This window comes from Spongiactinospora sp. 9N601 (genome assembly GCF_044326295.1).
Taxonomy (GTDB): domain Bacteria; phylum Actinomycetota; class Actinomycetes; order Streptosporangiales; family Streptosporangiaceae; genus Spongiactinospora; species Spongiactinospora gelatinilytica.
This window is the reverse complement of sequence record NZ_JBIRBB010000015.1, coordinates 68276-88090: the sequence shown is the minus strand read 5'-3', so window position 1 is coordinate 88090 and position 19815 is coordinate 68276. Positions and strand designations below refer to the sequence as shown.

At 71.0% G+C, this 19815-nt stretch carries 15 protein-coding genes and 3 tRNA genes; 5 read left to right on the top strand and 13 right to left on the bottom strand.

From position 1 onward, the window contains the following. Positions 1-1304 precede the first annotated feature (1304 nt). On the top strand, positions 1305-2252 hold the full coding sequence (locus ACH34R_RS31830; RefSeq protein WP_397565260.1) for a sulfite exporter TauE/SafE family protein: 948 nt from the start codon (positions 1305-1307) through the stop codon (positions 2250-2252). A gap of 107 nt (positions 2253-2359) precedes the next feature. Here ACH34R_RS31830 and ACH34R_RS31825 read toward each other — a convergent pair whose 3' ends face one another. Next, a complete protein-coding gene (locus ACH34R_RS31825) occupies positions 2360-3601 on the bottom strand; it encodes a cytochrome ubiquinol oxidase subunit I (RefSeq protein ID WP_397565259.1) in 1242 nt (413 codons plus the stop codon). Between the two features lie 89 nt (positions 3602-3690). Beyond that, positions 3691-4953: a histidine kinase gene (locus tag ACH34R_RS31820; protein WP_397565258.1), complete on the bottom strand. Its 1263-nt coding sequence runs from the start codon at positions 4951-4953 to the stop codon at positions 3691-3693. A 229-nt stretch (positions 4954-5182) separates the two neighbouring features. Here ACH34R_RS31820 and ACH34R_RS31815 point away from each other — a divergent pair, with 229 nt between their 5' ends. Beyond that, positions 5183-6322, top strand: a complete 1140-nt coding sequence (locus ACH34R_RS31815) for an RNA polymerase sigma factor (protein ID WP_199536974.1) — start codon at positions 5183-5185, stop codon at positions 6320-6322. A gap of 59 nt (positions 6323-6381) precedes the next feature. On the opposite strand, the gene ACH34R_RS31810 is transcribed toward ACH34R_RS31815, so the two are convergent. From ACH34R_RS31810 to ACH34R_RS31785, 6 genes are all read right to left on the bottom strand, one after another. Then, positions 6382-7188: a class I SAM-dependent methyltransferase gene (locus tag ACH34R_RS31810; RefSeq protein ID WP_397565257.1), complete on the bottom strand. Its 807-nt coding sequence runs from the start codon at positions 7186-7188 to the stop codon at positions 6382-6384. 72 nt (positions 7189-7260) lie between these two features. Next, on the bottom strand, positions 7261-7863 hold the full coding sequence (locus ACH34R_RS31805) for an HAD family hydrolase (protein WP_397565256.1): 603 nt from the start codon (positions 7861-7863) through the stop codon (positions 7261-7263). A gap of 105 nt (positions 7864-7968) precedes the next feature. Beyond that, positions 7969-8040: transfer RNA gene (locus ACH34R_RS31800), tRNA-Arg, on the bottom strand. A 5-nt stretch (positions 8041-8045) separates the two neighbouring features. After that, a tRNA-Val gene (locus ACH34R_RS31795) sits at positions 8046-8118 on the bottom strand. Positions 8119-8155: 37 nt separating this feature from the next. After that, positions 8156-8230: transfer RNA gene (locus ACH34R_RS31790), tRNA-Arg, on the bottom strand. A gap of 281 nt (positions 8231-8511) precedes the next feature. Then, positions 8512-9618, bottom strand: coding sequence for a serine hydrolase domain-containing protein (locus ACH34R_RS31785; protein ID WP_397565255.1), 1107 nt, complete (start codon positions 9616-9618; stop codon positions 8512-8514). Between the two features lie 96 nt (positions 9619-9714). Between ACH34R_RS31785 and ACH34R_RS31780 the strand changes: the two genes are divergently transcribed. Next, on the top strand, positions 9715-10362 hold the full coding sequence (locus ACH34R_RS31780; RefSeq protein WP_397565254.1) for a TetR/AcrR family transcriptional regulator: 648 nt from the start codon (positions 9715-9717) through the stop codon (positions 10360-10362). 19 nt (positions 10363-10381) lie between these two features. Here the strand turns inward: ACH34R_RS31780 and ACH34R_RS31775 are convergent, their stop codons facing one another. The 3 genes from ACH34R_RS31775 to ACH34R_RS31765 are packed head-to-tail and all read right to left on the bottom strand — an operon-like array spanning position 10382 to position 13478. After that, the gene (locus ACH34R_RS31775; RefSeq protein ID WP_397565253.1) at positions 10382-11965 is read right to left on the bottom strand and encodes an ABC transporter permease; all 1584 of its coding nucleotides are present in this window, start codon (positions 11963-11965) and stop codon (positions 10382-10384) included. Then, positions 11962-12855, bottom strand: a complete 894-nt coding sequence (locus ACH34R_RS31770) for an ATP-binding cassette domain-containing protein (protein ID WP_397565252.1) — start codon at positions 12853-12855, stop codon at positions 11962-11964. Before ACH34R_RS31770 ends, ACH34R_RS31775 begins: the two co-directional genes overlap by 4 nt. Beyond that, positions 12852-13478 (bottom strand): TetR/AcrR family transcriptional regulator, encoded by a 627-nt coding sequence (locus ACH34R_RS31765; protein ID WP_397565251.1) that lies wholly within the window; start codon positions 13476-13478, stop codon positions 12852-12854. The genes ACH34R_RS31770 and ACH34R_RS31765 overlap by 4 nt, the downstream gene beginning before the upstream one ends. Before the next feature lie 219 nt (positions 13479-13697). On the opposite strand from ACH34R_RS31765, the gene ACH34R_RS31760 reads away from it, so the two are divergent. Together ACH34R_RS31760 and ACH34R_RS31755 are read left to right on the top strand one after the other, a co-directional pair. Then, positions 13698-14849, top strand: a complete 1152-nt coding sequence (locus ACH34R_RS31760) for a hypothetical protein (RefSeq protein ID WP_397565250.1) — start codon at positions 13698-13700, stop codon at positions 14847-14849. Positions 14850-15005: 156 nt separating this feature from the next. Then, positions 15006-15182, top strand: a complete 177-nt coding sequence (locus ACH34R_RS31755) for a hypothetical protein (protein ID WP_397565249.1) — start codon at positions 15006-15008, stop codon at positions 15180-15182. Positions 15183-15291: 109 nt separating this feature from the next. Here the strand turns inward: ACH34R_RS31755 and ACH34R_RS31750 are convergent, their stop codons facing one another. After that, positions 15292-18489, bottom strand: a complete 3198-nt coding sequence (locus ACH34R_RS31750; protein WP_397565248.1) for a DUF6493 family protein — start codon at positions 18487-18489, stop codon at positions 15292-15294. Next, complete coding sequence (locus tag ACH34R_RS31745) at positions 18486-19814, bottom strand: SWIM zinc finger family protein (RefSeq protein WP_397565247.1); 1329 nt, start codon at positions 19812-19814, stop codon at positions 18486-18488. The genes ACH34R_RS31750 and ACH34R_RS31745 overlap by 4 nt, the downstream gene beginning before the upstream one ends. Between the last annotated feature and the right edge of the window lies 1 nt (position 19815).

Here is a 19815-nt window from a genome sequence, read left to right as displayed (position 1 = left end):
CAGGGGCAGCCGTGCGAGGCACACAGCACTACACAGTTCGGCGGGACGGTGCGGCACGAGCCATCCCCGCGTGTACCGGGGAGCGCTCTCCCGCGGCACCGTCGAGGAGTGGGCCATCCCCGCTCGCGGGGAACACTTCGCCACTTCGGAGGAGACGCGAGCTGGGTGTTGTATGGCGGGGTTATCGGTGATCCACGCCTCCAGTGGGGTGTGTGGCCAGCGCTTTCCGGGTGGATCGTTGTTTCGGTGGTGCCGATCCTAGGTGTCGGGCCGGTGGAGCAAGCGTCGGGCGAAGCCCGCCCTTCCGCGCGGAGCGCGGCCCACGGGCGAAGCCCTGCTCCTCGCGCGAAGCGCGTCGCCTCCGCCGGAGGCGGCACGTCGGGCGAAGCCCGACACGAGAGAGAACAGACCGAGCGAAGCGAGGGCGATTGAGCGCGGAGCGCGCTTCTTTGGGCGAAGCCCTGCCTTCTCGCGCGAAGCGCAGCCCTTCGGGCGAAGCGCAGCCCTTCGGGCGAAGCCCGAAGGGCTGCGCGCGAAGGGCGATCCCTTGGGCGAAGCCCTGCCCTCTCGGGCGGAGCCCCTCTGCGCGGAGCGCGGCCCCTTGGGCGAAGCCCTGCTCCTCGCGCGAAGCGCGTCGCCTCCGCCGAAGGCGGGGAGTCGGGCGGAGCCCGACATGAGAAAGAAGGAACAGACCGAGCGAAGCGAGGGCGATTGAGCGCGGAGCGCGGTTCTTTGGGCGGAGCCCTGCCTTCTCGCGCGAAGCGCGGCCCCTTGGGCGAAGCCCGACCCCCTGCGCGCGAAGCGCGGCCTTCCCGCCGAAGGCGGGGAGTCGGGCGGAGCCCGACATGGGAAAGAACAGGCCGAGCGGAGCGAGGGCGATTGGGCGCGAAGCGCGGCATTGAGCGGAGCCGACCCCTGGGCGCGGAGCGCCGGGCCGTCGGGTGTCGGGTGGGCGGCTAGGAACGTGAGTGTCACTAATGGGACACCTGTGTACCGGTAGATCGGTGTCATTTTGCATACCGGTTCGGTCACGAGCGGGGGCTCCAGCCTCAGATCATTTCTGGGGCGGCGTGCCGGGTATCTGATCTACGTGTAGGCGATCAAGAGCCTGAGCAGGGTGTATGCAGGCAATCTCATCGCCGGGCCCACGCCGACTGCCCGCTATAGGACTGGTTTTCGCGACATAACGCGACACGTCAGCGCCTACCCGATCTTCGCAACGTTCCAAACGGACTTGACGTATCCGCAATCACGTTAAACCATAATTCCTATCAGCACAGTAGGTATACTAGGAAGGGGATGTTGTGCGCGCACTCGTCCTCCTGGGCCTCGTCGGCCTGGCGGCACAACTCGTCGATGGCAGCCTCGGCATGGCCTACGGCGTCACTTCGACCACGCTCCTACTCGCCATCGGCACCAACCCCGCCGCCGCCTCGGCCACCGTCCACCTAGCCGAGATCGGCACCACACTCGCGTCCGGCATCTCGCACTGGCGATTCAAGAACATCGACTGGAAGGTCGTCGCCAAGATCGGTATCCCGGGAGGCGTCGGCGCGTTCGCGGGCGCCACCTTCCTGTCCAGCCTCTCCACCGAGGTCGCGGCCCCGGTGATGTCGCTCATCCTGCTCGCGCTCGGTGTTTACATCATCATCCGGTTCACCGCGTTCGGCCTGCCCAGGGGCAACCTCGGCAAGCCGCTGCGCAAGCGCTTCCTGACCCCGCTCGGCCTGGTCGCCGGGTTCGTCGACGCCACGGGCGGCGGCGGCTGGGGTCCGGTCGGCACCCCGGCGATCCTGGCCAGCGGCCGGCTCGCGCCGCGTAAGGTGATCGGCTCCATCGACGCCAGCGAGTTCATCGTCGCCATCGCGGCCAGCATCGGCTTCCTGGTCGGCATCGGCTCGGCGAACATCAATGTGTCCTGGGTCCTCGTGCTGCTGCTCGGCGGCGTCATCGCCGCGCCGATCGCGGCCTGGCTGGTCCGGCACATCCCGCCGCGCATCCTCGGTTCGGCCGTGGGCGGCGTCATCATCCTCACCAACGTGCGGACCATCCTGCGCAGCGACTGGGTGGACGCGAGCAGCGGCGTGCAGACGATCGCCTACATCGTCATCGCCCTCATCTGGGTCGGCGCCATCGCGTACTCGGTCAGGGAGTACCGTCGCGACCGTGACCGCGAGTCGGTCGAGGCCCTGGAGGCCGAGGAGCGCGCGTCGCGCGAGCGCCCGGCCGAAGAGGAGCCCGTCGCACCCTGAGGACAACACGCGAAGGGCCGGCTTCCCGGGGGGACGGGCCGGCCCTTTCGCATTCCCGGCGAACACGGAAGATCCCCAGCGAACACTGGAAAGGTCCCAGCGAACGGCTAGTAACTCACGACCGGAACCGACACCGGCGCCACCACCGGCTCCTCCGGCCCCCGCCGAGCGTGCCGCGCCAGCATCCAGACGTTGATCACCACGATCGCCACGAACAGCGCGGTGAACCCGAAGAACGACACCCGCACCTGCCCGGGCGTGAGATCCGACAGCGCCTCCGCAGTCGTCAGCCTGCCGTACACGACCCACGGCTGACGGCCGATCTCGCGCAGCACCCACCCGCCCAGCATCGCCAGGTACGGCAGCGGCACCGCCGCGATGAGCAGTACGTGCCACGCCCGCAGCCCCCGCACCGCCGCCGGAAAGAACATCAGCACGAAGCTCACCACAGAGATCATCAGCATCACCGCGCACAGAGCCAGCATGACGATGCCGCCCGCCTGCACCGGCCCCGCCGGAGGCACGTAGTCGCCAGGGCCGTGGGTGGCCGCCATCATCTCCTGGAACCGCGCGACCTGCGCCGCGTCGCCCTCGAACACGGCCCCCTTCATGCCCTGCATGATGCCGAACTGCGCGTCGCCGAACCCGGTCACGACCACCAGCCCGGGCAGCGTCAGCCCGACCCCGACGCGCAGCGAGCGCCGGAAGAACTCCTGCTCGGCCGTACGGCGGCGCAGGTGGTAGGCGCTCACCCCGGCCAGCAGGAACCCCGCGACCACCAGCGCGGCGGCACCGACGTGCCCGAACGCCTGCAGCGCCGCCGGATTGGCGAACACCGCGCCCGGGTCGGTCAGCCGCATCTCGCCGTCCACGACCGTGTACCCGACCGGGTTCTGCATCAGCCCGTTGGCCACCAGGATGAAGTACGCAGAGACGTAGGCGGTCAGCGCGACCACCCAGATCGTCGCCAGGTGCGCCCACCGGTTCAGCCGCCCCCAGCCGAAGATCCACAGCCCCAGGAACGTCGATTCGAGGAAGAACGCGAGCAGCGTCTCCATGGCCAGCGACGCGCCGAACGTGCTGCCCGTGTAGTGCATCAGGCCGCTCCAGTTCAGCCCGAACTGAAACTCCATCACGAGCCCGGTGACGATGCCCATGGCGTAGTTGATGACGTAGAGGCGTCCCCAGAAGCGGGTCATGCGCAGGTGGATCGCGCTGCCACTGATGGTCGCCCGGGTCTGCATGACCGCGACGACCGTGGCGAGCCCCAGTGTCAGCGCCACGAACAGGAAGTGCCCTCCCGCCGTGATGGCGAACATCGAGCGGGCGAGGTCGAGCGTGCTTTCCATGACAGAAGAGGATGGCCCGGCGGCACCGTCCGGCGCGTCCCGCCAGGGCGGGTCATCGGGGTACTCCCCCGGATGTCGTCCTGCGTCCCTTATACATCCGATGCGTTACTCGGGCATGGGATCGCGGCGGACACCCGGAAGCCGCCCCCGGGGCGCGGCCCGGCCGTGAGGGTGCCGCCCACCGCGGCGGCCCGTTCACGCATCCCGGTGATGCCATAGCCGGTGCTGCCGTGTCCGGTGATGCCATAGCCGGTGCTGCCGTGGCCGGTGCTGCCGTGGCCGGTGCTGCCGTGGCCGGTGATGCCGTGTCCGGTGATGCCGTGTCCGGTGATGCCGTGTCCGGTGATGCCGTGGCCGGGGGCGCTCGCCGTACCGCGCCCAGCGTCGTCCACCTCGACCAGCAGCGTGCCGCCGGAGCGGCGGATCCGTACCGTGGCGGCCCGTACGCCCGAGTGGCGGGCGACGTTGGTCAGCGCCTCCTGGACGATCCGCGCGGCGGCCGTGTCCACCTCGGGCGGCAGGCCGGTCACCTCGCCCGCCACCTCGGTGCGGACGTCGAGCCCGCAGCGGCCGATCAGTTCGCCGAGGCCGGCCAGGCCCGGGGGCCGTTCGGGGTCGCCCTGGCGGAGTACGCCGAGCGTCGCCCGCAGTTCGCGCAGCGTGTCCCGGCTGGTCTCCTTGATCGTGGCGAGCGCGGGCGCGGCCTGCTCGGGGTGGTCGGCCAGGCGGTGCAGGGCCGCACCGGCCTGGACGTTGATCAGGGACAGGTTGTGGCCGAGTACGTCGTGCAGGTCCCTGGCGATGCGCAGGCGCTCCTCCAGGGCACGGCGGCGGGCCTCCTCCTCCTTGCCGTGCTCGGCGGCGCGGACCCGCTGCTCGGCCTCCCACAGGTAGGCGCGGTGGTTGTGGGTGACCCCGCCGATCGCCACGGCGGCGAGCATCCAGCCGCCGACCAGCATGATCATGCTGTCGTCCACATGCCGGGGGTCGCCGCGCAGTTCCTCGATCCCGATGGCCGCCAGCGCGGCGGCGGTCAGCAGCAGCGCGGGCAGTACGCGTCCTCGGTCGGCGGCGGTGTAGAGGGCCAGGAACAGGGCGGCGACCAAGGGGCCGTCCAGCACGGACAGCGGGTAGTAGACGGTGCAGAGCAGCGCCGTGCCGAGCAGTACGGCCAGCGGCCACCGGCGGCGTACCAGCAGCGCGCAGGCCCCGGCCAGGGACGCCCCGACGTCCAGCGGCCCCACCGGCACGGACGGCTTCACCAGCGCCGCCACCCACAGACCGGCGAACATGATGACGATCACCACGCCGGTCAGCACGGACTGCCAGGAACCTTCGCCGGTTTCGCCCATGTGCCGCACGTTCAGCACTCTAGCCAGCGGTTTCGCCGACCGGCTGGGGGTTTCCGGCGCGGTGGTCCAGGCACCACCGAACAGCGGATACCCTCCTACGAAAGGGCCCGTCTCACCGATTCCGACCGGGTGGCACGGCTCTGACCAGTGAAAATGCGATAACCGGGAATCGGGAACGTCAGGTATCGCGTTATACGTCAATACCTGAAGTGGGACCCGCGCATCTGACATGGCAGATCGGGTCCGGTCGCGCCAGGAGGTATCTGTGTCGCCTGCCCGTTCGAGTCGTTCGTCGGCCGCCACCTCGTCGCAGGTCGCCGAACCCATCGCCGAGCCGGAAGAGGTTCCGCCGGCCGAGCCCGCCGGGCCGGAGGACGAGTCCTTCGTCCTGCTCGACGCTGAGGACGACATCGGAGACGATGGCGAGCCCGTCGCGCAGATAGCCGCCGCGGTCGGCGCCACCGCCGACCCGGTCAAGGACTATCTCAAGCAGATCGGCAAGGTCTCCCTGCTCAACGCCGAGCAGGAGGTCGAGCTGGCCAAGCGGATCGAGGCGGGGCTGTTCGCCGAGGAGCAACTGGCCTCGGAGTTCGGGTCGCTGCCCGTCGATGTCCGTGCCGAGCTGGAATGGATCGCCGAGGACGGCCGCCGCGCCAAGAACCACCTGCTGGAGGCCAACCTGCGGCTGGTGGTGTCGCTCGCCAAGCGCTATACGGGGAGGGGGATGCTCTTCCTGGACCTGATCCAGGAGGGCAATCTGGGCCTGATCCGGGCGGTCGAGAAGTTCGACTACACCAAGGGATTCAAGTTCTCCACCTACGCCACCTGGTGGATCAAGCAGGCGATCACCAGGGCGATGGCCGACCAGGCCCGCACCATCCGCATCCCGGTTCACATGGTCGAGGTCATCAACAAGCTGGCCAGGGTGCAGCGCCAGATGTTGCAGGACCTCGGCCGCGAGCCGACCCCGGAGGAGCTGGGCCGGGAGCTGGACATGCCGCCGGAGAAGGTCGTGGAGGTGCAGAAGTACGGCCGTGAGCCGATCTCGCTGAGCACTCCGCTGGGCGAGGAGGGCGACAGCGAGTTCGGTGACCTGATCGAGGACTCCGAGGCCATCGTGCCGGAGGACGCGGTCAGCTTCGCGCTTTTGCAGAAGCAGCTCCACTCGGTGCTGGACACGCTGTCCGAGCGGGAGGCCGGGGTGGTCTCGATGCGGTTCGGGCTGACCGACGGCCAGGCCAAGACGCTGGACGAGATCGGCAAGGTCTACGGCGTGACCCGCGAGCGGATCCGCCAGATCGAGAGCAAGACGATGTCCAAGCTCCGCCACCCGTCCCGCTCCCAGGCGCTCCGGGAGTACCTGGAGTAACAGAAGCAGCAAGCAGCAGAAAGGCCCGCGACATGTCGCGGGCCTTTCGCTTGCCCGGGTCAGGCGCGGCAGATCAGCTCGCCGTGCGGGATGGACAGCCAGCCGTCCGGCGACTCGGCCCAGGCGAGCCAGCCCGCCGAGATGCGGCGCAGGTCGTCTTCGGTGGCCGTGCCGGTGGCCAGGGCCTGGGCGGCCATGTCGGACTTCAGGATGCGGTCCGCCCACATGCCGCCCCACCAGGCCCGGTCTTCGGGGTTGGCGAAGCACCAGGTGGCCGAGGTGGCGGTGATGTCGGTGAAACCGGCGGCGCGGGCCCAGGACAGCAGCCGCCGCCCGGCGTCGGGCTCGCCGCCGTTGGCGCGGGCGACCCGCTGGTAGAGGGCGAGCCAGTCGTCCAGTTCGGGTGGCCGCGGGTACCACGCGAAGGCCGCGTAGTCGCTGTCGCGGACGGCGACCACGCCGCCCGGCCGGCAGACCCGGCGCATCTCGCGGAGCGCGCCCACCGGGTCGCCGACGTGCTGGAGCACCTGGTGGGCGTGGACCACGTCGAAGGAGTCGCCGGGCAGGTCGAGGGCGTGGACGTCGCCCACCACGAACTCGACGCCGCCCTGGCCGCGCCGGGCCGCCTCCGCCCTGGCCAGGTCGAGCGCGTCGGGCGTCACCTCCAGGGCGGTGACCCGGCCCGGCGCGACGCGGGCCGCGAGGTCCATCGTGAGGGTGCCCGGCCCGCAGCCGATGTCGAGCAGGGTCTGGCCCGGCGCGAGGTGCGGCAGCAGGTAGGCCGCCGAGTTTTCGGCCGTGCGCCACCGGTGGGAGCGCAGTACGGACTCATCGTGACCGTGCGTGTAGACGGCATGCCTGCTCATGGCACCCTCCTCGCGATCGCCGCTTGGCAGGGACCCTAACAGGACATCCCATGATATGAGAATGCCGTCTCATTATATGGGCATCAGGTGCTCCAGGTCGGCGCGCAGCCGCGCCGCGTCGGTGAACAGCGCCCCGGAGATGCCGAGCGCGGTGGCCGCCTCCACGTTGTCCGCCCGGTCATCGACGAACACCACGTCGCCCGGCGACACGCCCAACCGCTCGCACACCTCCTGGTAGATCGCCGGGTCGGGCTTGGCCCGGCGCATGTCGGCGCTGAAGAAGCGGTGGCTGAACACCGCCGCCCACGGCTGCTCGTCGATCAGCCGGGCCATCTCCAGCGGCGCGTTCGACAACAGCGCCAGCGGCACCGCACGGCGCTCCAGCTCGCGCAGGATGTCCAGAGTGCCGCTGTTGAGATAGCTCCACATCTTGAGGTCGAGCGCGATCAGCTCATCGAGTGGCGCGTCGCCCGCCGCGCGGCCCAGCCGCGTGTAGACGCCGCCCCAGAACCCGGCCGCGTCGACCGCGGCCATGTCGTAGTCGAGCCGGCCCTGCCAGTAGACCTCCCAGAAGCGCTCCTCCCGCACCCCGATGAGCCCGCTCAGGGCCGCGGCCTCGCGCGGCCCCGGCGGGTCGCAGATGACCCCGCCGAAGTCGAACAGCACCCACTTCATATCTCACATCTACCATGTGCGTTCGCACATTGGCAACGTGCTGAGGCTCGCAGGACGGGCCCGGGCAGGTCTCGGGCAGGACTCGGGCAGGACTCGGGCAGGAAGGGCGACCGACCAGATTTGAACTGGCACCCCCGGAATCGACGCCCGGCGTGCTGCCGCCTACACCACGGTCGCCCACGTCGGCCCGGCAGGAATCGAACCCGCGACACCCGGTTCGTAAGACCGGTGCTCTTCCGGCTGAGCTACAGGCCGTTGTTCGTTTTACTCGATCGCTCGGTTGTGTCGATCGTGGCCCCGGCAGGATTCGAACCTGCGACAGACCCGGTTTCGTAGACCGGCGCTCTCTCCACTGAGCTACGAGGCCGAACCATGGTCATTCCAATGAAAAAGCCGCCTGGGTGTGTCCCGGGCGGCTTGACCGAACCTTCGCAGGTCAGCGGCGTCGCCACCGGGACACGAGGCACACGCGGGACAGCGCGCGCCCGCGCCCGCCAATGCGATACACCTCGTGGTCCACTTGCCGATCCTTATCCGTCGTGGGATTTACCGGCTCTCAACGTAGCCGCGGGGCTCCGCCGATCGCCACTCATTAGTTGAGACGGCGTATGGGCCGGATCGGTTCACGGCCCACGCCGATTCTTCTCGTCAGGAACCGGACTTGGCGACGAGGTCACCGATCAGGGTCACCGTGCCGAAGTCGGCCGTCAGCAGGTTCTTGGTGATGGCGACGGTCACCCCGGTGGCGGTGTCGGCGTAGGCCGCGCTGCCCCCGGCCCCGGCCATGCCGAACACCGTGGGCGTCTGTTCCGGCGAGGAGTCCGGCCGGCCGATCGCGTAACCGAGCCCCCAGGTGGAGGGCATGCCGAACACCTCGTCGGGCCCGCTGTAGGCGACGGCCCTCGCCTCGCGCAGCCGCTCGGGCGAGATCAGCCGTACGCCGTCCACCTCGCCGAGCAGCGCCGCGTACATGCGGGCGATGGCCCTGGCCGTGGTCTTGCCGCCGGCGGGGATGTCGGCGGCCAGGTAGTCGGGCCGGTTGCCCAGCGCGGCGGTGGGCATCAGGCTCATCGGGCTCGCCTTGAACATCGGCAGGTCCGCCGGCATGTCGGCGAACGCCGACATGTCCATGGGCGCGTCCTCCAGCCGGGCCAGCCGGTGGTGCTCGGTGGCGGGCATGCCGAAGTAGAGTTCGCCGGCCACGCCCAGCGGCTCGCCGATCTCCTCGCGCAGCACCTGCGAGATGGGCTTGCCGGTCGCCCGCCGGACGATCTCACCGACGAGGAACCCGAACGTGTAGGCGTGGTAGCCCGCCTTGGTCCCCGGCTCCCACCACAGTTCGGCGTTCTCCAGGGCGGCGACCATGGTCTCCCAGCGGCAGACGTCCTCGGGCGTGGTGTCCAGCGGTACTCCGGGCACCCCCGCCGTGTGCGTGAGGACGTGGCGCACGGTCACCCCGCCCTTGCCGTGCGCCCCGAACTCCGGCCACAGCTCCGCCACGGGCGTGTCATAGCCGAACAGCCCGCGTTCGGCGAGCAGGTGCGCGATGGTCGCGGTGGCGCCCTTGCCGATGGAGAAGTTGTAGAAGGGGGTGTCCGCGGTGACCGGCCGCCCGGTCTCGGTGTCGGCCACCCCGGCGACCACATCGACCACCTGCGCGCCGTCCCGGTAGACGGCCACCTGGAGGCCGTGCTCGCGGCCGGAGGCGACCAGCTCGTCGGCGGCCTGCTGCACCTGGTCCTGGAGAGTACTCACGTCATATGTCCATTTCTCTCGGGAACTGGACGGTACAGTACTGGCATCAGTACGGAACTGTCTAGTACTGTACTCCTCATCGGAGAGAGAGGGCGTATGACAGACATCGATGGTGAGGCGGGCCGCACGGCCCGCAAGCGCGGCCAGATCGCCGAGGCCGCCATGGCGGTCTTCCTCCGCAACGGCTACGTCGGCGCCAGCATGGACGAGGTGGCGGCGCTCGCGGGGGTCTCCAAGCAGACCGTCTACAAGCACTTCACCGACAAGAAGCAGCTTTTCACCCACATCGTCCTCGCCACCACCGCCGAGGTGGACGCCCTCGTCAAGGTGGTCGCGGCCACCCTCGACGAGGGCGACGACCCCGCGAAGGACCTGCGCCGGCTGGCCCGCGCGTTCCTCGACGCGCTGCTGCGCCCCGAGGTGCTCCGGCTGCGCCGGCTGGTCATCGCCGAGGCCGACCGGTTCCCCGAACTGGGTCGCGCCTGGTACGAGGGCGGGTTCGAGCGCGTACTCACGACCCTGACCACCTGCTTCGAACGCCTCGCCGCCCGCGGCCGGCTCTCCCTCGACGACGCCGGCCTGGGCGCCGACCACCTGGTGGGCCTGCTGCTGTGGATCCCGGTGAACCGGGCGATGTTCTACGGCAGCGAGGCGGGCGACGTGGCCGACGCCGAACGCGACCGGCTCGCCGACGCGGCGGTCGCCGCCTTCCTGCGCGCGTACGGCCCGGCCGATGGCCCCTGAGCCGCCGAGCGGCTGACCGTCAGGCCGAGGGCATCAGATCACGCCTCCGCAGCAGGACCAGCCCCGCCGCCGCCATGGCCGCGGCCAGCAGCGTCAGCACGACCAGCGGCCCGGTCTGCGCCGGCCCGGCGTCCAGCAGGAGCGCGGGCACATGGATGAACGGCGACAGATCCAGCACGCCCCCCTCCACCAGCCGGAACTCCGCCAGCAGGTCGATGACCAGGAACGCGCCGAGCACGACCCAGCTCACCGCCATGGCCAGCCGGGGCAGTACGCCGAACAGCAGCACCGCCACCCCCGTCACGAACCACACCGCCGGCAGGTACGCCAGCGCCGCCCCGGCGACCCGGAGCACGTCACCGTCGTAGACGAGCCCCGCCGCCGCCCCCAGGACGGCCAGCAGCAACGCCGGGCCCGCGAACGCGAACGCCAGGTGGCTCAGCGCCCAGCGGACCCGGCCGACCGGGCCGGACAGCAGGAGTTCGGCCCGGCCCGCGGCCTCCTCGCCGCGGACGCGCAGCGCCGACACCAGCGCCGCCCCCGCGACAAGCTGGCTGAGGACGTACATGACGAATGTGAAGAACACCTCCGAAACCCGCACGCCCGCGCCGCCCATGGTCATGGCCAGTTCCCGGAACTGCGGCGTGTCCAACTGGGCGTCCAGCCCGCGCGCCGCCCCGCCGACGAGCGCGCCCATCGCCGCGAACCCGGCCGCGAAGCCCACGAGCGCGCCCCGGTGCAGCCGCCCGGCCAGCCCGAGCACGCCGGTCAGCGCCCCCTCGGCAGGCCCCTGCCGGGCCGGTACCAGGCCACCCGCCACGTCCCGCCGCGCGGACAGCGCGAACGCCACCGCCGACAGGGCCACGACGAACGCCGCGACCAGGCCGAGCACCCACCACCGGTCACGGGCGTAGGGCTCGGTCAGCCGTACCCAGCCGAACGGCGACAGCCAGGCGAGCCAGCCGGTCCCCGTCATGTCGGCCACGGACCGCACCGCGAACAGCACCCCGCCGATCGCGAGGGCGATCCCGCGTGCCGTTCCCGACGAGGCGCTGACCTGCGCCGCGACCGCGGCCACGGCGGCGAACGCCCAGCCGCCCGCCGCGTAGGACAGCCCGAACAGCAGCGAGGACCCCACCGGCAGGCCGTTCCCGGTCAGGCCGGGCATCGCCAGCAGCCCGAGCAGCAGCCCGGCCGCCAGGACGACCACGAGGGCGGCGGCAAGCGGCGCGTGCCTGCCGATCGCGCCGGACGACAGCAGCTCGCGCCGCCCGGCCTCCTCCTCCGCCCTGGTGTGCCGGATCACCAGCAGAATGCTGATCAGCCCGCCGATCAGCGCGCCGGACGCGCCCAGCGTCCACGCGGTCAGGCCCCCGACGCTCGCGTCGTAGACGATGCCGCGGGTGGCCAGTTGCGCGGGGTTGCTCATCGACACGGCGGCGAACGCCTCCCGGGCGGCCTGGCCCGGGTACAGGCGGGTGGTCGCGGAGGCGATGGACGCCGGGACCACCGCGCTGATGGCGATCCACACCGGCAGCAGCACTCGGTCCCTGCGCAGGATGAGCCGGACCAAAGTCCAGGTGCCGGTCCAGGCGCCGGTCATTTCGCCGCCCCCGCGTAGTGCCGCAGGAACAGCGCCTCCAGCGTCGGCGGCTGCGTGGTCAGCGCGCGCACGCCCGCCCCGGCCAGCTCACCGAGCACGGCGGTCAGCGCCTCGCCGTCCACCTGGCAGCTCAGCCGGTCGCCGTTCAGGCTGAGATCGTGTACGCCGGGCAGCGCGGCCAGCCCCGGCGCGGGCCCGGCCAGCTCGGCCGTCACCGAGGTGCGGGTGAGGTGCCGCAGCTCGGCCAGGGTGCCGGTCTCGACGGTACGCCCGGCGCGCACGATGCTCACCCGGTCGCACAGCGCCTCCACCTCCGACAGGATGTGGCTGGACAGCAGCACCGTGCGCCCGGTGCGCTTCTCGGCGGCGACGCACTCGTTGAAGACGGCCTCCATGAGCGGGTCCAGGCCGGAGGTCGGCTCGTCCAGCACCAGGAGTTCCACGTCGGAGGCGAAGGCGGCCACCAGCGCCACCTTCTGCCGGTTGCCCTTGGAGTAGGTGCGGCACTTCTTGCGGGGGTCCAGCTCGAAGCGGTCGAGCAGTTCGGCCCGCCTGCGGGGGTCGAGGCCGCCGCGCGTCCGGCCCAGCAGGTCGATGACCTCGCCGCCGCTCAGCGACGGCCACAGGGTGACATCTCCGGGCACGTACGCCAGCCGCCGGTGCAGCTCGGTGGCCTCGCGCCACGGGTCGCCGCCCAGTAATTCGGCCCTGCCGGAGGTCGCCCGCATCTGGCCGAGCAGGATCCGGATGGTGGTGGTCTTGCCGGCGCCGTTCGGACCGAGGAAGCCGTGTACCTCGCCGGGCCGTACGGTGAGGTCCAGCCCGTCGAGGGCGGTGGCCTTCCCGAAGGTCTTGACCAGCTTGTCGGTGCGGATGGCGGCGGCGCTCATTGCTCCCCCTCGTACTTCGCCAGCCCGGTACGGGCCTGGTCGAACAGCTTCTGGCCCAGAAACTCGGGCCTGATCAGGTCGAGATGCGCCTTGCCGACGCGTATCGCGCCGGGCGGGGAGTAGATGTCGGTGCCGAGGGCCCGCGAGACGTGCTCGTGCAGCACGGTGATGCCCAGCTTCATCGCGGTCAGCACGGCCGCCCGGGCCCGGTGGTCGGCCTCCGGCCCGCTCTCGCGGGCCAGGTGCTCCTCCGTCACGCTCACCAGCTCGTCGAACATGGCCCGCGCCTCCGGCGAGCCGTCCACCAGCGCCCGGCACAGGTACTTCATCAACGGCGGCGCGGTCCGGTGAACGTTCTCGATGAACTCCGGCCGCTCCAGGTTGCCGCCGGTGACACCGGTGGCCACCTGGCCCCGGATATAGCCGATCACGTACTCGTCACACGCCCGCCGCAGCGCCTCCTTGCTCCCGAAGTGGTGCTGCACCAGCCCAGGCGAAACCCCCGCCGCCTCGGCGATCCCCCGAATCGTGGTCGCCTTGACCCCCTGCTCCGCGAACAGCCCCATCGCGGCGTCCCGAATCCGGGCCCGCGCGGTCAGATCCTCTTCCGATATTGGTCGCACGTTCAGCATCATATACGGACACATCGGTTCCAATACAAGTGTCCAGCCCCTCCGGCTTGCCCGCCCGGTGGACCCGGGGTCCGCGCGCCGACGCCCGGGGACCGGAAAGTGTGCGCCAAGAAAAGCGACCGCGCTCTTTTCGATCAATCGCTCAGGGAAGACCCGGAGAGGTCCCGGAAAATTGCCCGGGAGAACAAGCAAAGCGAAAGGAGACCCCCCGTGAGCGTACCTGGTGGAAACGATGGGGGTTTCAATGCCCCGTCCGGCGACGACAATGCCGGACAATCGGCAGAAGACGCATCGGTGAGCTTTCAGCCGCCGACCGAAGGCGGCGAGGAACAGGCGTCATTCTCCTTCTCCCCGCTCATCGAGGCGGGCGTCCCGAGCCAGACGATAGACACCAAAGAGGAGATCGCCGCGGCGATCCAGCGAAGTGGGCAGGATCAGCAGGGCGTGGGTTCTGCACAAAGCCTGTCGGGAATCGGAAACCTCCAAGGGGTGGCCATCGGAATGTCCGGCCCCGACGACGGTGTTGATCCAGGTACCCCGATAGTCACCGTGTACGTGGCAGAGTCGTCCTCGCTCGATGCAGTGCGCTCGACAGTGGTGGACGCCATGGGCGTCCGGGCCGCCGGCGACACTCCGATCAAAGTGGTCAAGAGCGGAATCATCGACGCGCTGCCGAACCGCGCTCTCATCCGCCCCGCGCCGGGCGGCTTCTCGGTCGGTCATTTCCGCATCACGGCCGGAACGATCGGCTGTCTCGCCACCGGCCGGACCGCGCCGCGCAACCAGCGGGTGCTCTGCCTCAGCAACAACCACGTCCTCGCCAACAGCAACAACGCAGCGTACGGCGACTGCATCTGCCAACCGGGACCCGCCGACGGAGGCACCTGCCCGACCCATCAGATCGCCATACTGGAACGGTTCGTCCCGCTCAGATTCGGCGGGCCGACCAACTACGTCGACTGCGCCACGGGCTGGTGCTGGCCGGACCGGGTGCGGCGGGAGATCGGCTACGTCTCCGGCGGCGGGGTGGCCCTGTTCCGGATCAGCAATCAGATCATCTCCGCTTCCCTGGGCATGGTCGTCGGCAAGTCCGGCCGGACCACGCAACTCAGAACAGGCACCGTCACCGGCCTCAATTGGTCGGGCTGGATCGACTACAGAGCCGCGGGCAAAGCATGGTTCGCCAACCAGGTCCTCATCCAGGGAAACTTCAGCCAGCCGGGAGACTCCGGATCTTCGATCTGGACCTGGAACGCGTCGCGAAATCCGGTAGGGTTGCTTTTCGCGGGCGGTGACGGTTTTACGATCGCCAATCCGATGTCCTATGTCGCTTCCGCGCTGGACATCTACCTCTACACCTGACGACGCGCGAGATCGGCAAGAGGGACCACCATGGGAAGAAACTCTGATTCACAATCCTTCGAGGAGCCCCATGGATCTCCCGAAGAAGCGTCGGTTCCGTTCGACCCCCCACCCCCGGTGAGCGGTTCACCCATTGACGAAGTGATCGCACGCCATATGCGGGAGCTCACCGCGATCGACGGCGTCGAAGGAATGGACCACGGGCGTGCGCCCGATGGGTCCGATGTCGTGCGCATCTACGTCAGGGACGAGGCCGCTCGCGCCCGCGTTCCGGCCGAGCTGGACGGATTCCCCGTGATCACGGTGGTCTCCGGCGAGTTCGAGGCGTACTGACCCTCCCCCTTCGGCCGAAAGGCCGCCGGGGGGCGGCCGGTCCGGGGCTGAGGGCGCCGGACCGGCCGGGATCGAGGTCACGCTTGGTCGGCCAGGCGGCCACCGGGGGTCATGGGGTGGCTTCGGTGAGCTGGGCGTGCAGGCGCTTGCACTCGTGGACGAAGCGGTTGGTCCGGTCGCTGCGGGCGAACTCGGCGACGATCGGGATCTCCCCGCGTGCGTCGGTCCAGCGGGCCACGTCGGCGGCGAAGGCGACGAGTTCGGTGTGGGACACGGTGGTGCGCCTCCCCTCGCCCGGCAGTATCCCGGGCAGCAGGCCGCGCAGGATGCGCCACACCTCGTGGTGGCCGCCGGCGTCGGCCAGTTCGGACAGGGCCGCGATGGCGGGGCGGGTCTCCCGCCAGGTGCGGCGGAGTACCAGCGCGAGCTCGCGGCCGATCGCCTCGGCGGGCAGTCCGCCCCTGGCGGCCAGGTTCAGGACCAGCGGGATCATGTCGGGATCGCCGCCGGAAAGGAGGAAGGCGAGGATCACCGCCGTGGACTCGCCCATCGGGCCCTGGGCGCTCTCCAGGCCGGTGATTTCCGCGGCCGACACCCCCGCGCCCCAGCGGCCGTGCAGCAGATAGGGCAGGAAGTTGACGGCCACGACCTCGCGGTGCGAGGGCAGCATGGCGGACCACGCCTGGGGCGTGCCGCTGGAATCGGCCGCCCAGTCGTACGGCTCCCGCAACAGCACCTCGTCGATCAGCCGATGGCCGGTCGGGGCCGTCACCCGCAGCACCGGCTTCAGCCTGACCGAGGTGAAGTGCTCCGGCTCGCCCTCGCCGAACTCGACCATGGACGCATCCACCATGTACCGCCACACATGCCCGCACTCAGGGTCGGCCATGCCTTCACCGGCGAGCCAGCGGGCGGCCGAACGCGCCGCCTCCGACTCGACCTTGGCGGCCCGGCCGGCCGCCGCCTGGTGGCCGCCGCGCGGTAGCCGCAGCAGCGCCTGCGCCAGGTCGGCCGGGGGCGGCTCCACTCCGGCGGCGGCGCAGGTCTCCAGCCGGTCGACCAGTACGTCGGGGTCGAGGTGGCCGCTCATCCAGGTCGGCGTGGCCAGCAGCACGGGCGGCAGGGTGTCGTTGCGAAGGGCCTCGGCGAGTTCGGCGTAGCGGTGCAGCAGGAAGTCGTGCGGCGGGGAGACGCCGTTGGGATGGGGCAGATGGTTGCGCCGCCGCCACTCGTCGTGCTCGGGCAACGCCTTGCGCAGGAAGGAACGCAGCCGGGGCGGGACGAAGGCGACGGTCACCTCCACCAGCGGCTCGTCCGGGCCCGGCGGGGGCACCTGCCGCCCGGCCCGCATGGCGGCGATCCGGGCGGGGTCCACGCCCAGCTCGGCCATGCGGATGTAGGCGCGGTCGAGGACGAAGGACGGCATGGCCTCCTCGGAGTCGTCGTACACGACGCCGGGCCTCGACCGCACCGGATGGGGACGATCCGGCGGTCCGTCGTCGTAGAACTCCTCGTCGTCGGCGTCGTGATGCCAAGGCTCTTCGACGTCGGCCGGGGAGCCGTTCAGGTGGATCCGGCCCCTGGCGAAGGGGATCTCCTGGCCGCCCTCGCGCGCCACCGCCGCGTCCGGGCCGTCGTCGGTGTTCCAGGTGATGAAGAAGGCGCGCAACGGGGTGTCGTCGTCGAGGTAGCGGCCGGGCCGGTACACGCCGCCGATCGTGATTTGCCGGAGCCCCGGCTCCGGGCCGGGCTCCTCACCACGGGTGAGGGCGCGCACTCTCACGGAGTGGTTGGCGTCGTCCCAGAACTTCTCCGGCCCGAACGGCGGCACCTCCGGCACGCTGCCGGGGGTGACGAGCTCGGCGGACAGCGCGGACCGCCAGTCGCCGGCGTCGTAGGGCACGTCTGTGGACCGCCGGTAATCCTCGTCCTGCTCGGCGTACGGCTTGAGCTCGCGGCAAAGCTTCGCCCGGTCGGCGGCGGCCCCGGCGACGAAGGCCGCCAGCCAGCGCTCCTGGCCGATCCACCGCTCGTCGTCGCCGGGGACGATCGACGGCTCGGGGAACCGCCGCGCCTCCGGCGGAACCGGCAGCGGCGGGAACACCTTGCGCTCCAGCAGTTCCTCGACCGGGATCTCCCCGCCCAACCGCTCGGCCAGCTTCACGCCCAAAGGGATGGGGAGATCGCGGACGCCGTCGAGAATCGCCTCGGCGTGGCCGGTGAACAGGCCGGCGTGTTTCAGGGTCACCTTGACCGCGCGGTCGCGCACGTCGAAGGACTTGTGCGCGTACGCCGTGGTCAGCGCGGTCACGAAATCGGCGGCCGACCCGGGCGTGGCCCGAATCGCCCGGTCGAGCCAGCGCAGGCCGATGACCGCGAGCTTGGCCTCCTCCCGGAAGGTGAGCGCCTCGATCGCCTCCACCAGGTCGGCGTGGTCGAGCGGCAGCGCCGCGCGCACCTGCCCGGCGGCCAGCTCGGCGACCGTGCCCGGAGCCGCCGGCAACAGCCGCAGGTAGTCGCGCAGGCGGGGCGCGGACTCCGCGGGCGTGGGGTCGAGAAGCGTGTGCAGCCGTACGAAGAACCGCAGGTCCTGCGCATCGCCGCCGCGCAGGAAACGGCTCACGCAACCGTCGAGCACCTGCTCCCTGGGCAGCTCGCGGGCGGTGGCGGCCAGCCAGGAGGACGGCCGGGGCTCCAGGCGTTCGTCACGAAGGACGCGGCCCGCGCCGTCGGCGGCGAAGACACGGGGCAGCAGCAGGGGGGTCAGCGGGTCAAAGGCCACGTGCGGCTCGGCCAGCCAGGCGGCCACCAGGGGGTCGTGGTCGGGCGGCACGGCGCCGGACTCGCGCAGCAGCGCCACGGCCAGCGGCGCGATGCGGTCGGCGGGCCGGCGTATCCGCCGGGACAGCCGTACCGCGACATCACGACGCCACTCCAGAGGACGCGAGGCCGCCACCCGGCACACCTGGGCGACGTCAGGGTCCCCGGCCCAGCGACGGTTGACATCGCGGCTGGTCATCCAGGTCACGGCGGCGGCCGGGCCGGTGATGACGCCGACACCGGTCAGCAGCAGCGCGTCGGCCCGTCTGTCGAGCAGGTCGCCGGCCGCCCAGGCCACCTCCACGGAGTCGTCGGGATGCTCGCCGTGCACCTCCTCGATGCGAATCCGGCGTACCTCCTTGACCAGGCCGGGCAACCGCCCGCCCAGCTCGGCGCGCTCCGCCTCGGTGAGCGTGACCAGCCGGTCGGCCAGGCGGGCGACCTGGTTGCGGGCGACCAGGTCGCAGATCTCCGTCCAGAGCTTCATCGGGACACCTCCACGGCGACGCGGGCGACGATCCGGGCGGCCAGCACGTGTTTGCACGGCCCGCGGGAGCCGCGATGGTCCCACCACCACTCGCAGGTGCAGGACCCGTCGGTCAGCGAGACACGGCGCGCGCCGCCCGAGGTCTGGACGGTGGCCAGCTCGCCTTCGAGGTGTACGGCGCCCGCGTCGACCAGCTTGCGGGCCTTGGCCAGCCGCGGGTTGAGCAAGAGCACGTTGTCCTTGTCATAGGGCAGCTCACGGTGGAAGTGGGCGGCCTCCGACAGGTCGTAGCCGACCCGGCCGGCCACGCCGAGCTGCGTCAGCGCGGCCCGCACCCGGTCGGCGGGCAGGCCCGCGCGGTCGGCCAGCAGGCCGATCTCGACCTCGGGCTCGAAGTTGAGCAGCATGCCGACCACGTCGGCGTCGTTCTCGGCCTCGTCGGTGGCCAGGTCGTCGAGCACCGCGCCCTCACCGGAGAAACCGCGCCAGCGCTCGGGCGAGAGGGTGAGCGTGTAGCGCATGCCGGGCAGCTCCAGCTCCCAGGCGCTGGAGGTGGCGTCGGCCGGGCCGTACACCCGGAGGGACTTGGCGAAGCGCAGCAGCGGCAGGAGGGTGCCGAGCCGGTTGGGCCCGGCGAGCCGGACCGCCCCCGGGACCTGCCGGTCGTGGGCCTTCAGGTCACGCCCCGTTTGGGCCACCCACACCGTCTCCTTCTTGGGCAGCCCGCGCAGGAACCGCACCGCCGCCATGCCGGCCAGCTCGCCGCGCTGGTCCATGCCCGAGGCGATGACCTGCACCTCGGCGAAACCGCGCAACCAGCGCTCGGGCAGCGGCACCTTCTTCTCCACCACCGCGCCGTCCATCGTGGTCACGACCAGCTCGTCGAGCCCGACCCCCAGGTGCAGCGGGTCACGCGCGCCGATGCGCGCCAGCGCCTCCCGAAGCGGCGCGTTCACATCGACGTTGGTGGTGCCCCGGTCGAAGACCTCGCCGTCGAGCGCGCCGCCCAGCAGGTCGAGCCGGGCGTACACGCCGCCGCAGGCCGAGAACGACTCGAACCGCAGCCGGTCTCCGTTGCACGTCACCACCGGGTCACGCACCCAGCCGGGCCGCGCCTGCGCCTGGTGGTACCGGGCCAGCGCGACGTCGGCGACACCGAGCAGGGCCGCGGCGGCGGGGGCCGCCTGGGTCACCACGCCGCTGAAGAACCGCGGGGCCACGGCCGGACCGGCCAGGGCCCGGCCGCCGGAGGTCGCCAACCCGAGGCGACCGTCGATGAGGGAGGAGGGCGCGGCGTACGTGTACGCCTGCGTCGCTGAAGTCATG

What these genes read in the sequence shown, in the direction of transcription:
- ACH34R_RS31825 (WP_397565259.1), bottom strand. Translation starts at nt 3,601, where the DNA reads ATGGAAAGCACGCTCGACCTCGCCCGCTCGATGTTCGCCATCACGGCG.
- ACH34R_RS31820 (WP_397565258.1), bottom strand. Translation starts at nt 4,953, where the DNA reads ATGGGCGAAACCGGCGAAGGTTCCTGGCAGTCCGTGCTGACCGGCGTG.
- ACH34R_RS31815 (WP_199536974.1), top strand. Translation starts at nt 5,183, where the DNA reads ATGGCAGATCGGGTCCGGTCGCGCCAGGAGGTATCTGTGTCGCCTGCC.
- ACH34R_RS31810 (WP_397565257.1), bottom strand. Translation starts at nt 7,188, where the DNA reads ATGAGCAGGCATGCCGTCTACACGCACGGTCACGATGAGTCCGTACTG.
- ACH34R_RS31805 (WP_397565256.1), bottom strand. Translation starts at nt 7,863, where the DNA reads ATGAAGTGGGTGCTGTTCGACTTCGGCGGGGTCATCTGCGACCCGCCG.
- ACH34R_RS31780 (WP_397565254.1), top strand. Translation starts at nt 9,715, where the DNA reads ATGACAGACATCGATGGTGAGGCGGGCCGCACGGCCCGCAAGCGCGGC.
- ACH34R_RS31775 (WP_397565253.1), bottom strand. Translation starts at nt 11,965, where the DNA reads ATGACCGGCGCCTGGACCGGCACCTGGACTTTGGTCCGGCTCATCCTG.
- ACH34R_RS31770 (WP_397565252.1), bottom strand. Translation starts at nt 12,855, where the DNA reads ATGAGCGCCGCCGCCATCCGCACCGACAAGCTGGTCAAGACCTTCGGG.
- ACH34R_RS31755 (WP_397565249.1), top strand. Translation starts at nt 15,006, where the DNA reads ATGCGGGAGCTCACCGCGATCGACGGCGTCGAAGGAATGGACCACGGG.
- ACH34R_RS31750 (WP_397565248.1), bottom strand. Translation starts at nt 18,489, where the DNA reads ATGAAGCTCTGGACGGAGATCTGCGACCTGGTCGCCCGCAACCAGGTC.
- ACH34R_RS31745 (WP_397565247.1), bottom strand. Translation starts at nt 19,814, where the DNA reads ATGACTTCAGCGACGCAGGCGTACACGTACGCCGCGCCCTCCTCCCTC.